Source organism: Lonepinella sp. MS14434 (genome assembly GCF_042468235.1).
GTDB lineage: Bacteria > Pseudomonadota > Gammaproteobacteria > Enterobacterales > Pasteurellaceae > Lonepinella.
In genome coordinates this window covers 235,889-250,470 of record NZ_CP170386.1, presented here as the reverse complement: position 1 = coordinate 250,470, position 14,582 = coordinate 235,889, and the positions used below count along the sequence as shown (strand labels likewise).

At 42.2% G+C, this 14,582-nt stretch carries 9 protein-coding genes, 1 tRNA gene and 3 rRNA genes; 3 read left to right on the top strand and 10 right to left on the bottom strand.

The window, feature by feature from the left end:
• Positions 1–6 precede the first annotated feature (6 nt).
• From O1Q79_RS01260 to gmhB, 9 genes are all read right to left on the bottom strand, one after another.
• On the bottom strand, positions 7–678 hold the full coding sequence (locus O1Q79_RS01260) for a trimeric intracellular cation channel family protein (RefSeq protein ID WP_386692582.1): 672 nt from the start codon (positions 676–678) through the stop codon (positions 7–9).
• Positions 679–847: 169 nt separating this feature from the next.
• Positions 848–1,213, bottom strand: a complete 366-nt coding sequence (locus O1Q79_RS01255) for a hypothetical protein (RefSeq protein WP_386692581.1) — start codon at positions 1,211–1,213, stop codon at positions 848–850.
• A 114-nt stretch (positions 1,214–1,327) separates the two neighbouring features.
• A complete protein-coding gene (locus tag O1Q79_RS01250) occupies positions 1,328–1,552 on the bottom strand; it encodes a hypothetical protein (protein ID WP_386692580.1) in 225 nt (74 codons plus the stop codon).
• Between the two features lie 5 nt (positions 1,553–1,557).
• Positions 1,558–1,779, bottom strand: coding sequence for a hypothetical protein (locus O1Q79_RS01245; protein ID WP_386692579.1), 222 nt, complete (start codon positions 1,777–1,779; stop codon positions 1,558–1,560).
• Between the two features lie 288 nt (positions 1,780–2,067).
• Positions 2,068–2,183, bottom strand: a 5S ribosomal RNA gene (gene rrf, locus O1Q79_RS01240).
• Positions 2,184–2,339: 156 nt separating this feature from the next.
• Positions 2,340–5,235: ribosomal RNA gene (locus tag O1Q79_RS01235) — 23S ribosomal RNA — on the bottom strand.
• Between the two features lie 201 nt (positions 5,236–5,436).
• Positions 5,437–5,512: transfer RNA gene (locus tag O1Q79_RS01230), tRNA-Glu, on the bottom strand.
• A gap of 150 nt (positions 5,513–5,662) precedes the next feature.
• Positions 5,663–7,201, bottom strand: a 16S ribosomal RNA gene (locus tag O1Q79_RS01225).
• The 16S, 23S and 5S rRNA genes sit together here with 1 tRNA gene alongside, the layout of an rRNA operon.
• Before the next feature lie 329 nt (positions 7,202–7,530).
• Positions 7,531–8,085: a D-glycero-beta-D-manno-heptose 1,7-bisphosphate 7-phosphatase gene (gene gmhB, locus O1Q79_RS01220; RefSeq protein WP_386692578.1), complete on the bottom strand. Its 555-nt coding sequence runs from the start codon at positions 8,083–8,085 to the stop codon at positions 7,531–7,533.
• Positions 8,086–8,247: 162 nt separating this feature from the next.
• On the opposite strand from gmhB, the gene metN reads away from it, so the two are divergent.
• The 3 genes from metN to O1Q79_RS01205 are packed head-to-tail and all read left to right on the top strand — an operon-like array spanning position 8,248 to position 10,822.
• The gene (gene metN, locus O1Q79_RS01215; protein WP_386692577.1) at positions 8,248–9,285 is read left to right on the top strand and encodes a methionine ABC transporter ATP-binding protein MetN; all 1,038 of its coding nucleotides are present in this window, start codon (positions 8,248–8,250) and stop codon (positions 9,283–9,285) included.
• Positions 9,275–9,964, top strand: coding sequence for a methionine ABC transporter permease (locus O1Q79_RS01210; RefSeq protein WP_386692576.1), 690 nt, complete (start codon positions 9,275–9,277; stop codon positions 9,962–9,964). Before metN ends, O1Q79_RS01210 begins: the two co-directional genes overlap by 11 nt.
• 27 nt (positions 9,965–9,991) lie before the next feature.
• Entirely contained in the window at positions 9,992–10,822 is an 831-nt protein-coding gene (locus O1Q79_RS01205) for a MetQ/NlpA family lipoprotein (RefSeq protein ID WP_386692575.1), read from the top strand.
• A gap of 177 nt (positions 10,823–10,999) precedes the next feature.
• Here the strand turns inward: O1Q79_RS01205 and dnaE are convergent, their stop codons facing one another.
• Complete coding sequence (gene dnaE, locus O1Q79_RS01200; RefSeq protein WP_386692574.1) at positions 11,000–14,488, bottom strand: DNA polymerase III subunit alpha; 3,489 nt, start codon at positions 14,486–14,488, stop codon at positions 11,000–11,002.
• Between the last annotated feature and the right edge of the window lie 94 nt (positions 14,489–14,582).

The following is a 14,582-nucleotide window of genomic DNA, read 5'->3' as shown; positions in this document are numbered from 1 at the left end:
CGTTCCTTATTGACGTTTTTTAGGCAAATGATCAATGTCCGTTTTTTTCTCAATTTCCTGTTCTTGATAATCAAACACAGGTAATCCCCATTCAAAACGAATCGCCAACAAGCGGATAATAAAGCCACTAAGTAAGGTTATTATCACCACAAGATCGTGCTGAATACCGAACTCGTGCAATCCGATATAAATACAGATTGCCAATAAAGCAACGCTAGCATAAAGTTCTTTTTGGAATACTAGTGGGATACGGTTACACAGCAAATCACGCAAAACACCGCCAAATGCACCGGTAATAATTGCTGCGATAACTGCAATAATATAACCATGTCCCATATCTAAAGCGACTTGCGCCCCGATAATGGAAAACACAATTAATCCGACAGCATCTAACACTAAAAAGATTGTACGGAAATACCGCATAAAATGATTAATAAAGGGAGCAATAAACACCGTCAACACTGCGGCCGTGGCAACAATAATAAAATATTCCGGATGTTTCACCCAACCAAGCGGATAATGCCCCAATAAGACATCCCGCACTGAACCACCACCAATCGCCGTCATAGATGCAATAATAATCACCCCAAAAATATCCATTTTTTCACGCCCGGCAGCTAATGCCCCAGTAATCGCCTCAGCGGTAATGCCAATAATGTAAAGAATGGAAAGTAACATAGGTTCTTATTTATTGATGAAAAGTGCGGTTGATTTTAGCGTAGTTTAGGGGAAATAGCAAAAGGCGGGTTGGGGAAAGCTAAAAGGGTAACCAGAATGTTCTCCCCATCAAAAAAGTAGCCTGAGTAAGCTGCTTAATTAAGGGAGAATTGGATATTTAGCTTACAAACTAACGAATTTCTTCACCTAATGCGAATAACTCCTCATATCTTTTAATTTCATCATCAAGAGAGATGTCTTTTCTATCATTCAAAATATATGAATGACAAGCAGAAAGTAAACACAACACTTCTTTGAACTCCTCAACTGGTCTCAGAGACAACAATACTTCTGCAAACATATTATGGAAAATATTTGCCATACCCTGTTCGGTTAATGCAGTTTCATAGAATTGTTTGAGATTCAAGATCATTAATTTCTGTTCAAGAGATTCATCGTCAACTGATATGTCTGCATATTCAATCAATTCATCTTTTGACCAAAGTGTCCCCTCTAAAAAGTCACTATAATCTGGATCTGTTACAATACTTATCAATTTCTTCAATATGTCTGAATACAGCTGATTATCTTCTTTGTTTGAGGATAATGTATCAAAATCAATTTCTTCATTAAGCTGGGAAAGTAGTTCTCTTAGTTCATTAAGTTCCTCCTACAATCCTTTTACTCCTCCCCATAAATGATTATACATGTCTAACAAGCGAACTAGAGAGCTTTTCAACCTATTCAGTAAAATATTATTACCTTGACTGATAGCATCCAGCACAGGCATAATTACATAACGTTGCTGGGAAAGGATTTCTATTCCGTTAGATAAGGCGGTCATATATTCATCATATTCTTTAATAAAACGACTACCCTTATCTTTATCTGACAAGTTTCTTAAACACCGTTTATAAAAATGATCATCTGTCTCATTTTGTTTTTTTGCTGCATAAAATAAACTAAAGACTTTTCTACACCCGAATGCTCTCCAACAATATTTTGATATGCCACGGATAATGTTCTAATCTCTTCAGTTAAAACAATTGAACCCGATTCAGCAATACATTCAGCAATACGTTGTTGACGTAATTTTTCTGCTTGTTTGGCGTCTTCTTCCAATTTTCGTTTAGCTTATTTTTTTGCACTATTGACATAGTGATAGGCTGCAATAATGACTGATAATGCCGTAGCAATATCTAATCCAATACCAACGCTTTGACTGAATTCCATAGTGTATCCTTAGTAATAAGAGAATTTGCATGACTTATTTACTTGTTATGTCAATAACAAGTAAAAGGATTATAATCCTTGCAAAAACTGGCTACAACCTATTCTTTGAAGATGTTTAAGAAAATATAAAAAGAACAAAACCCCAGCTACTCACATAACTGGGGTTTCTAATTTGGAACCTGATGGCGACCTACTCTCACATTGGGATTCCCAACACTACCATCGGCATCACAGCATTTCACTTCTGAGTTCGGCATGGGTTCAGGTGGCGCTACTGCATTATGACCATCAGGATTATTCCTTCGATGATTGGGCGTTTTAAATCACGACCCTACTTATTTTTTAGTCTTCTTCTAAAATTTGAAACAAGCTGTCTGTTCGATTTTCTTTTGTCTGTACTGCTTTATTTAGTTCTTAGCTTAATCCACCCAAAAACACTTGAGCGTTGTATAGTTAAGTCTCTCGGGCAATTAGTATAACTTAGCTCAACGGCTCACACCGCTTACACATGTTACCTATCTACGTCGTAGTCTTCAACAACCCTTACACCCTTATAGGGTGGGAGAACTCATCTCTTGGCAAGTTTCGTGCTTAGATGCTTTCAGCACTTATCTCTTCCGCATGTAGCTACCCAGCAATGCGTCTGGCGACACAACTGGAACACCAGGGATGCGTCCACTCCGGTCCTCTCGTACTAGGAGCAGCCCCAACCAATTCTCCTACGCCCACGGCAGATAGGGACCGAACTGTCTCACGACGTTCTAAACCCAGCTCGCGTACCACTTTAAATGGCGAACAGCCATACCCTTGGGACCTACTTCAGCCCCAGGATGTGATGAGCCGACATCGAGGTGCCAAACACCGCCGTCGATATGAACTCTTGGGCGGTATCAGCCTGTTATCCCCGGAGTACCTTTTATCCGTTGAGCGATGGCCCTTCCATTCAGAACCACCGGATCACTATGACCTACTTTCGTACCTGCTCGACTTGTCCGTCTCGCAGTTAAGCTTGCTTTTACCATTGCACTAACCTGACGATGTCCGACCGTCATTAGCAAACCTTCGTGCTCCTCCGTTACTCTTTGGGAGGAGACCGCCCCAGTCAAACTACCCACCAGACACTGTCCGAATACGCGTTTCACATACTTCGTTAGAACATCAAACGTTAAAGGGTGGTATTTCAAGGTCGTCTCCACTCAAACTGGCGTTTAAGTTTCTCTGACTCCCACCTATCCTACACATCAAAATTCAAGGTTCAGTGTCAAGCTATAGTAAAGGTTCACGGGGTCTTTCCGTCTAGCCGCGGGTACACCGCATCTTCACGGCGATTTCAATTTCACTGAGTCTCGGGTGGAGACAGCCTGGCCATCATTATGCCATTCGTGCAGGTCGGAACTTACCCGACAAGGAATTTCGCTACCTTAGGACCGTTATAGTTACGGCCGCCGTTTACTGGGGCTTCGATCAGGTGCTTCTCTTGCGATTACACCATCAATTAACCTTCCAGCACCGGGCAGGCATCACACCCTATACGTCCACTTTCGTGTTTGCAGAGTGCTGTGTTTTTAATAAACAGTTGCAGCCAGCTGGTATCTTCGACCGGTTCAACCTTCATCTGTAAAAGACTACAATCTACGCCGGCGCACCTTCTCCCGAAGTTACGGTGCTATTTTGCCTAGTTCCTTCACCCGAGTTCTCTCAAGCGCCTGAGTATTCTCTACCTGACCACCTGTGTCGGTTTTCAGTACGGTTTAGATAAACCTGAAGCTTAGTGGCTTTTCCTGGAAGTGTGGTATCAACAACTTCGCTCCCTTAGGAGCTCGTCATCACGCCTTAGTGTTGAATGGGAAACCGGATTTGCCTAGTTTCCCCACCTACACGCTTAAACAGCCATCCAATAGGCTGCTTGCCTAACCTTCTCCGTCCCCACATCGCAATTTATCCAAGTACGGGAATATTAACCCGTTTCCCATCGACTACGCTTTTCAGCCTCGCCTTAGGGGCCGACTCACCCTGCCCCGATTAACGTTGGACAGGAACCCTTGGTCTTCCGGCGAACGAGTTTTTCACTCGTTTTATCGTTACTTATGTCAGCATTCGCACTTGTGATACGTCCAGCAAACTTCTCAATTCACCTTCTTCCGCTTACACAACGCTCCCCTACCCAACAAGATTACTCTTGATGCCGCAGCTTCGGTGACTAGTTTTAGCCCCGTTACATCTTCCGCGCAGGCCGACTCGACTAGTGAGCTATTACGCTTTCTTTAAATGATGGCTGCTTCTAAGCCAACATCCTAGCTGTCTAAGCCTTCCCACTTCGTTTCCCACTTAACTAGTACTTTGGGACCTTAGCTGGCGGTCTGGGTTGTTTCCCTCTTCACGATGGACGTTAGCACCCACCGTGTGTCTCCTATGCACTACTCTTCGGTATTCGCAGTTTGCATCGGGTTGGTAATCCGGGATGGACCCCTAGCCGAAACAGTGCTCTACCCCCGAAGGTATTCACATAAGGCTCTACCTAAATAGATTTCGGGGAGAACCAGCTATCTCCCGGTTTGATTGGCCTTTCACCCCCAGCCACAAGTCATCCGCTAATTTTTCAACATTAGTCGGTTCGGTCCTCCAGTTAGTGTTACCCAACCTTCAACCTGCCCATGGCTAGATCACCGGGTTTCGGGTCTATACCTTGCAACTCACCGCCCAGTTAAGACTCGGTTTCCCTTCGGCTCCCTTATTCAGTTAACCTCGCTACAAAATATAAGTCGCTGACCCATTATACAAAAGGTACGCAGTCACCCTTGCGGGCTCCCACTGCTTGTACGTACACGGTTTCAGGTTCTATTTCACTCCCCTCGCTGGGGTTCTTTTCGCCTTTCCTTCACAGTACTGGTTCACTATCGGTCAATCAGGAGTATTTAGCCTTAGAGGATGGTCCCCCTATCTTCAGACAGAATTTCTCGTGTTCCGCCCTACTTCTTGTTAGCTTAGTACCACAATATAACTTTCAGATACGGGACTATCACCCTGTGTCGTTGAACTTCCCAGTTCATTCTCTTAGTTTTATCGCTATTACTAACGGCTCCTCCGCTTTCGCTCGCCGCTACTCACAGAATCTCGGTTGATTTCTTTTCCTCGGGGTACTTAGATGTTTCAGTTCTCCCGGTTTGCTTCGTTATTCTATGTATTCAAATAACGATGCTAGATTCTTCATCTAGCGGGTTTCCCCATTCGGATATCTTGGATTAAACGCCTCTTATCAACTCATCCAAGCTTTTCGCAGATTAGCACGTCCTTCTTCGCCTCTGATTGCCTAGGCATCCACCGTGTACGCTTAGTCTCTTAACTATACAACCTCAAATGTTTTTTTAGAACAATTGATATTGCGTTTCAACTAAACACTTGACTGCTTTTGTTCAGTCAAGATTTTTTCTTCTACTCAGACTTTCTTGTGTTAATTCACTTTCGTCAATTAACCCGAAAATCTCTCAGTTTTCAGCTTGTTTCCAATTTTTTAAAGAACAGTAAGATAAATAAATCATCTTTAATTGGCGTCCCCACGGGGATTCGAACCCCGGTTACCGCCGTGAAAGGGCGATGTCCTAGGCCTCTAGACGATGGGGACAACAGGTAAAGAGTATCTATTGTCTTTTCTTTCGCACTTCCTTTTTCATGTTGCTCGACCTAGTAAGCAGTCAAAAGTGCGGTCTTTTTTCTTTCTTTTCTACTTTTTATCAGACTATCTGTGTGGACACTTATTGTCGCTCGTTTTGGGTAAGGAGGTGATCCAACCGCAGGTTCCCCTACGGTTACCTTGTTACGACTTCACCCCAGTCATGAATCATACCGTGGTAAACGCCCCCCTTGCGGTTAAGCTATCTACTTCTGGTACAACCCACTCCCATGGTGTGACGGGCGGTGTGTACAAGGCCCGGGAACGTATTCACCGCAACATTCTGATTTGCGATTACTAGCGATTCCGACTTCATGGAGTCGAGTTGCAGACTCCAATCCGGACTACGATGCACTTTCTGAGATTCGCTCCCCTTCGCAGGTTTGCCGCCCTCTGTATGCACCATTGTAGCACGTGTGTAGCCCTACTCGTAAGGGCCATGATGACTTGACGTCATCCCCACCTTCCTCCAGTTTATCACTGGCAGTCTCCTTTGAGTTCCCATCTTTACATGCTGGCAACAAAGGATAAGGGTTGCGCTCGTTGCGGGACTTAACCCAACATTTCACAACACGAGCTGACGACAGCCATGCAGCACCTGTCTCATAGTTCCCGAAGGCACTCCAGTATCTCTACTAGATTCTATGGATGTCAAGAGTAGGTAAGGTTCTTCGCGTTGCATCGAATTAAACCACATGCTCCACCGCTTGTGCGGGCCCCCGTCAATTCATTTGAGTTTTAACCTTGCGGCCGTACTCCCCAGGCGGTCGATTTATCACGTTTGCTACGGGCACCAAGCCTAAAGCCCAATCCCCAAATCGACATCGTTTACAGCGTGGACTACCAGGGTATCTAATCCTGTTTGCTCCCCACGCTTTCGCACATGAGCGTCAGTATCTTCCCAAGGGGCTGCCTTCGCCTTCGGTATTCCTCCACATCTCTACGCATTTCACCGCTACACGTGGAATTCTACCCCTCCCTAAAGTACTCTAGCTACCCAGTCTGAAATGCAATTCCAAAGTTAAGCTCTGGGATTTCACATCTCACTTAAGTAACCGCCTGCGTGCCCTTTACGCCCAGTTATTCCGATTAACGCTCGCACCCTCCGTATTACCGCGGCTGCTGGCACGGAGTTAGCCGGTGCTTCTTCTGTAGTTAACGTCAATCTAATAAGCTATTCACTTATTAGCCTTCCTCACCACCGAAAGAACTTTACAACCCGAAGGCCTTCTTCATTCACGCGGCATGGCTGCGTCAGGGTTCCCCCCATTGCGCAATATTCCCCACTGCTGCCTCCCGTAGGAGTCTGGACCGTGTCTCAGTTCCAGTGTGGCTGGTCATCCTCTCAGACCAGCTAGAGATCGTCGGCTTGGTAGGCCTTTACCCTACCAACTACCTAATCCCACTTGGGCTCATCTTATGGCATATGGTCTTGCGATCCCATACTTTAATCCGAAGATATTACGCGGTATTAGCGACAGTTTCCCGTCGTTATCCCCCTCCATAAGCCAGATCCCCAAGCATTACTCACCCGTCCGCCACTCTCACGAAAAGTACAAGTACTTTCCGCTACCGTTCGACTTGCATGTGTTAAGCCTGCCGCCAGCGTTCAATCTGAGCCATGATCAAACTCTTCAATTTAAGTTCGATCGCTCAATAAACTGCTTGCTTTTAAATCTTTCTTTTCATTCCCAAAAGAACAAAAAGTTAATGAATTTCTAAGTTAAGCACCTATTAAGACTTCAAGTTTTATTTAATTTTTTAAAACTAGTCAATCAACAAGTGCCCACACAGATTGTCTGATAAATTGTTAAAGAACAAATTTCGCTATCTTTTGGCGAAAATAAAACGACACACTGTTTGATTTTCAATTTTCACAACAGCGTGTCGTTGTGTGCAGCGTATTATAGAGATCTGGAAATCCTTTGCAAGCACTTTTTATAAAAATATTGAGAAATTTATTCGAATGTTTAATTTTTCATCTGTTTAATCAATTTTGGTAAATCTACTACACTTTCTATCACATAATCGGCTAGATTCTTTCCTTGTTCCGTTACCGGTTTACCTGTTTTTACCAAAACTTTATTTGCTACATTCGCTTCCATACCTGCCTGTAAATCTTCAATTTTATCCCCGACTATAAAAGATTTACTCGGGTCAATGTTTAATTCTTTAATTGCTTGCAACAACATTCCCCCTTTTGGTTTACGACAATCACAATCTTGGCGAAATTCCCCTTTTCCATCAGGGTGATGCGGACAATAATAAATCCCGTCCAAATCCACTCCACGATCCGCCAACGACCAATCAAACCATTCCGTCAATTGCAAAAATTGCTCTTCCGTAAAATAGCCACGTGCAATCCCCGATTGATTAGTCACCACCACCAACAAATAGCCCATGGATTTCAGTTCTTTCAAAGCTTCAATACTACCATCAATAAATTGAAAATCATCAATTTGATATACATAACCATGATCAACATTTAGTGTGCCGTCTCGATCTAAAAAAATCGCTTTCTTCATTTTCTTTCCTTTAAAACCACATTTATTCTGTTATTATCCCACAAATATTATAATTGATAACAATATATTCTAAAAAGCTAACGAATAATGATTGACATAGACATATAGACGTCTAAAATAGATAAAATTATCTCTTTTTTAATCATAACTTAAAGGGCTTATATGATTAAGCTAAAAAATATCACTAAAATTTTTGATATTGCAGGAAAAAAATTAACCGCATTAGATAACGTTTCATTAAATGTACCGGCAGGTAGTATTTGTGGCGTAATCGGTGCGTCTGGAGCAGGCAAAAGTACTTTAATTCGTTGTGTTAACTTATTAGAACGTCCAACATCTGGTTCAGTCATTGTTGACGGTAAAGATCTGATGGCACTTAACGATCATCAACTTATCGCAGAACGCCGTAATATCGGCATGATCTTCCAACATTTTAATCTACTCAGTTCCAGAACAGTGTTTGACAATGTAGCTTTACCATTAGAATTAGAAAAAGCCAACAAACAAAAAATTCAACAAAAAGTCACCGCACTTTTAAATTTGGTTGGATTAACTGATAAAAAAGATGTCTATCCCGCTAACTTATCAGGTGGTCAAAAACAACGTGTTGCCATTGCCAGAGCCTTAGCCAGCGATCCACATGTACTTCTCTGTGACGAAGCTACCAGTGCATTAGATCCAGCCACCACGCAATCTATTTTAAAATTATTGAAAGATATTAACCGCACTTTAGGTATCACAATTCTATTAATTACACATGAAATGGATGTGGTGAAACGCATCTGTGACCAAGTCGCCGTAATTGACCGTGGTTCATTAATTGAACAAGGCACTGTCAGCGAGATCTTTTCTAATCCCAAAACCGAGCTTGCACAAGAATTTATTCAAGCCACATTCCAAAACCACTTACCAGAAGAATATTTAGCCTTGCTCACGGACGCTCCGAGATCCCCAAATTCATCACCGATTATTCGTTTTGAATTTACAGGGCGTTCCGTTGATGCACCATTAATTTCACAAACATCACGACGATTTAATGTGTCTTTTAATATTTTATTGTCACAAATTGATTACGCAGGAGGCACAAAATTTGGTTTCACCATTGCTGAAGTAGAAGGTAATGAAGATGCCATCACTCAAGCAAAAATTTATTTAATGGAAAGCAATGTTCGCGTGGAGGTACTCGGTTATGTGGGATAATTTTATCAACGGCTTTATGGGGCAAATCACACCCCAAGTATGGCAACTCATCGGCTTAAGTACCTACGAAACGGTTTATATGAGCTTTGCTGCAACAATTTTTGCTATTGCTTTCGGCTTACCATTAGGGATTTGGACATTTTTAACCCAACAAAATCAAGCCTTAGCAAGTCCTAAAATTAACCGAGTGTTAGAAGCATTGATTAATATCGGACGTTCTATTCCTTTCATTATTTTATTGTTCGACTTAATGCCTGTCACTCGTTTCTTAGTGGGAACCACTTTAGGCACGACTGCCTCAATTATTCCATTAGGTGTTGCTGCCATGCCATTTTTTGCTCGTTTGACCGCCAATGCACTCGGTGATATCCCAAGTGGCTTAACCGAAACAGCAAAAGCCATGGGAACGTCCGTATGGCAATTAGTCACCAAATTTTATCTGCCCGAAGCCTTGCCAATGCTGATTAAAGCGACAACACTTACCTTAGTGACACTTATCGGTTACTCCGCGATGGCTGGAGCTGTCGGTGGTGGTGGTTTAGGTAATACTGCTATTTCTTATGGTTTACACCGTAACATGCCTTATGTGCTTTGGGTAGCAACTATTATCATCGTATTGATCGTAATGATCTGCGAAAGATACGGCAACAAGCTCGCTGATCATTTCGATCATCGTTAATTTAACTTTACTTATAAGGAACATTCTATGAATTTTAAGAAATTACTCACTATCACTGCACTCACATCAGTATTTGCTTTAACAGCATGTAACGATGATAAAAAAGCAGAAGTAGTTACTCCACAACCAACAACACAAACCATTACTGTGGGTGTAATGGCAGGGCCTGAGCATCAAGTTGCTGAAATTGCGGCTAAAATTGCCAAAGAAAAATATAACCTAGACGTTAAATTCATTGAATTCAACGATTATGCTTTACCAAATCCAGCGGTAAGTAAAGGTGATTTAGATATCAACGCCATGCAACATAAACCGTATTTAGATAGTGACACTAAAGCGAACAATATTACTAACCTTGTTATTGTTGGTAATACATTCGTTTATCCATTAGCGGGTTACTCCAAAACCATTAAAGATGTCTCAGAATTAAAAGAGGGAGCCAAAGTCGCTGTACCTAATGACCCATCTAACCAAGGTCGTGCCTTAATTTTATTAGAAAAACAAGGCTTAATTAAATTAAAAGATGTCAACAACTTAAATGCAACACCGCTTGATATCGTAGAAAATCCAAAAAATCTACAAATTAGCCCTGTTGATACGGCTGTTGCGGCTCGTGCCTTAGATGACGTAGATTTAGCAGTTGTAAACAATACTTACGCTAGCCAAGTAGGGTTAACTACAACTGATAACGGTGTTTTTGTAGAAGACAAAGACAGCCCATATGTAAATATCATTGTAGCTCGCCAAGATAACAAAGACAGCACAGCAGTACAAAACTTTGTAAAAGCCTACCAGACCGAAGAAGTTTACCAAGAAGCAGTTAAACACTTTAAAGATGGTGTAGTGAAAGGTTGGTAATCTTAATCTGCCGACATAAATAGTGAAAATTCGGTGAAAACGATCTGCACCCCAAAAGTTGGACAAATAACCAACTAATTCAGGTGCAGATTTTTATGCATAAATACAAACCAAATATTAAACAACAAATCATGGCATTTATTTCGCCCAATATGCCACTATTTTCTACTATGCTGATTATCCAAACTCTAATTCCACCGAACTTTGCCCCAACATTTCCACTAATGCGGTTAATAAATCATCATTAGGTTGAATACGCCATTGCACACCTAATTTAAGCAACGCTCTCCCCTGCGGACTATCATAATAAATATGAATCGGGATCGTGCCACCACTATAAGGTTCGATCACTGTTTTAAATTGCTTAACAAACTGCGGTGTAATTTGTTCAGGTTTTAAAATAATGGCAAGACTTTTTACATAACGGCTGCGAGCTTCATCAAGGCTCATTAATTCACGCACCGACATTCGTAGCCCTTGGGTATATTCATCTTCACTCACTTGCCCTGATACAATGACAATATTATCTGGTTGTAAATGCTCACCGTATTTTTCTAACGTATCAGAAAATAAGGTAATATCCAATTTACCTGAACGATCATCAAGGGTGGCAATACCGAGTCGATTTCCTTTTTTCGTTACCGCAAAACGAGAAGATATAATTAAACCACAAGCTGTACTCACTGCCCCACGTTGATTTGGTACGAGATCTTTTAAACGATGACGACAATAATGCCCAAGTTCTTTTAAATAACGACTAATCGGGTGGCTGGTTAAATACAGTCCTAAGGTTTCTCGCTCACCATCTAAAATCTGTTTTTCTGTCCAAGGTGGGGTGTTAGCATATTTACGTTCTACGTCTTCATGGCTTTCGGTTAATACACCAAACATATCCGCTTGCCCGATTTCTTCATCTTTGGCAAACTGATTTGATGATTGCAGTGCATCTTCTAAATTTTTGGCAAGTGCCGCACGGTGAGGTCCTAATTTATCAAATGCCCCTGATTTAATCAGGCTTTCAAAGGTACGGCGATTAACTTGTTTTAGATCCACTCTGGCACATAAATCAAATAGATCTTTGAAAATACCGCCTTTTTCTCGAGCCGAAACTAAGGCATCAATCGGTGCTTCTCCAACCCCTTTAATCGCCCCAATACCATAAACAATTTCACCCTGTTCATTGACACTAAAATGATGCTTACCTGTGTTAATATCTGGCGGTGTAACTTTTAACCCCATACGCAAACATTCATCATACAACCCTACAATTTTATCGGTGTTATCCATTTCTGAGGTCATCACTGCCGCCATAAACTCAGCTGGAAAATGAGCTTTTAGCCATAAGGTTTGATAAGACACCAACGCATAGGCTGCCGAGTGCGATTTATTAAAACCATAGCCAGCAAATTTTTCCACCAAGTCGAAAATTTTCATGGCTAATTCGCCATCTACACCGTTTTTAATCGCCCCTGCTTCAAACACCGAACGCTGTTTTGCCATTTCTTCGGGCTTTTTCTTACCCATGGCTCGGCGTAATAAGTCCGCACCACCCAGCGTATAACCTGCCAAGGCTTGTGCGATTTGCATGACCTGTTCTTGATAGACGATAACGCCGTAAGTGGGTTCTAAAATAGGTTTAAGGCAATCGTGTTGATATTGCGAATCAGGGTAAGACACTTCTTCTCGCCCGTGTTTACGGTCAATAAAGTTTTGCACCATGCCTGATTCCAACGGACCGGGACGGAACAATGCCACCAACGCAATAATATCTTCAAAACAGTCTGGTTGCAGGCGTTTAATCAAATCTTTCATCCCACGCGATTCCAACTGGAACACCGCCGTGGTTTCCGCCGCCAACAAAATTTTAAACGCATCAGGATCATCAAGTGGAATACTTTCAATGCGGACTGGCGGTTTATTCTCTTTTGCCATACGAGCATTAATCATATCCAATGCCCATTTAATAATGGTCAGTGTGCGTAAGCCTAAAAAGTCGAATTTCACCAACCCTGCATATTCCACATCATTTTTATCAAAATGGGTGACGGGGTGCAAACCCTCACTGTCGCAATACAACGGCGAAAAATCGGTAATCAAGGTCGGTGAAATCACTACGCCACCTGCGTGCTTACCTGCATTGCGGGTTACTCCCTCGAGCTTGCGAGCCATATCAATTAAGGCTTTGACTTCCTCGTCCGCCTCATAAATTTCGGGCAATTTCGGTTCGGCTTCAAAGGCTTTCGCAAGGGTCATACCGGGATCGGGTGGCACTAATTTAGAAATACGATCCACGAAACCGTAAGGGTGTCCCAACACTCGCCCCACATCACGAATGACCGCTTTTGCCGCCATCGTACCAAAGGTAATAATCTGCGACACCGCCCCACGTCCGTACATTTCTGCCACGTGATCAATCACCCGATCTCGCCCGTCCATACAGAAATCCACGTCAAAGTCAGGCATCGACACCCTTTCAGGATTTAAAAAACGTTCAAACAGCAAATCAAATGCGAGCGGATCAAGATCAGTGATTTTTAACGCATACGCCACTAAAGATCCTGCTCCTGAACCTCGCCCTGGTCCGACTGGAATACCGTTATCTTTAGACCACTGAATAAATTCCATCACGATTAAGAAATAGCCAGGGAAACCCATTTGGTTAATTACGTCCAGTTCCACCTGTAAGCGTTCATCATATTTTGGACGTTTTTCTAACCGCACTTTTTCATCAGGAAACAAAAATGCCAGCCGTTCTTCCAATCCCTCTTTGGCTTTTTTCACCAAAAAATCTTCCGTACTCAATTCTCCGGTGGGAAACTGCGGTAAAAAATATTCGCCTAATCGAATCGTGACATTACATCGTTGTGCAATGAGTAAGGTATTTTCAATCGCAGATGGAATATCTGCAAACAGCTCGCACATTTCCTGTTCAGAACGGAAATATTGTTGATGAGTATAAAGTTTAGGGCGTTTCGGATCGTCCAACGTATAACCGTCATGAATCGCCACCCGAATTTCGTGTGCTTCAAAATCATCTGCTTTTAAAAAGCACACATCATTTACTGCCACCACAGGCAACTGATATTGCCGAGCTAAATCTAACGCAGCACGAATATAGCGTTCTTCTTCATTATGCCCTGTGCGAGCCAGACTTAAATAAAAATGGTTCGGGAAAAATTGTTGATAAAATTTCACCGCACTTTCCACATCGGCTTGATTATCTTTCAATAATTTCAGTCCAATATCGCCCTTGCGACCACCCGACAACACGATCACACCGTCATTATGTTCGGTTAACCATGCTTGATCAATATAAGGCAAATCATCATAACCACGCCGATAAGCCTTTGATAATAAAAGGGTAATATTTTTATAACCGTCATTATTTTTAGCCAGCAAGGTTAATTCAAAGCATTCATCGCCACAAAGCTCACTTTTCACCAACACATCCGCCCCAATAATTGGCTTAATCCCCGCTCCTAAAGCCTCGCCATAAAATTTCACCAAACCACAAAAATTAGCAAAATCCGTCAATGCCATCGCCACCATATTTTCAGCAACACAGGCTTTCACCAAAGGCTTCACTTTGGCAATACCGTCAATCATCGAGAAATCACTATGGGTACGAAGATGAACAAAACGTGGTTCAAAACATGGGGTTGACATGGGTTATCCTTGTAATGATAAAAGTGCGGTCTATTTTACGTTAATTTTGGGGAAAATAAAAATACCGAGATAAACTCGGTATTTTGCAAAAGGA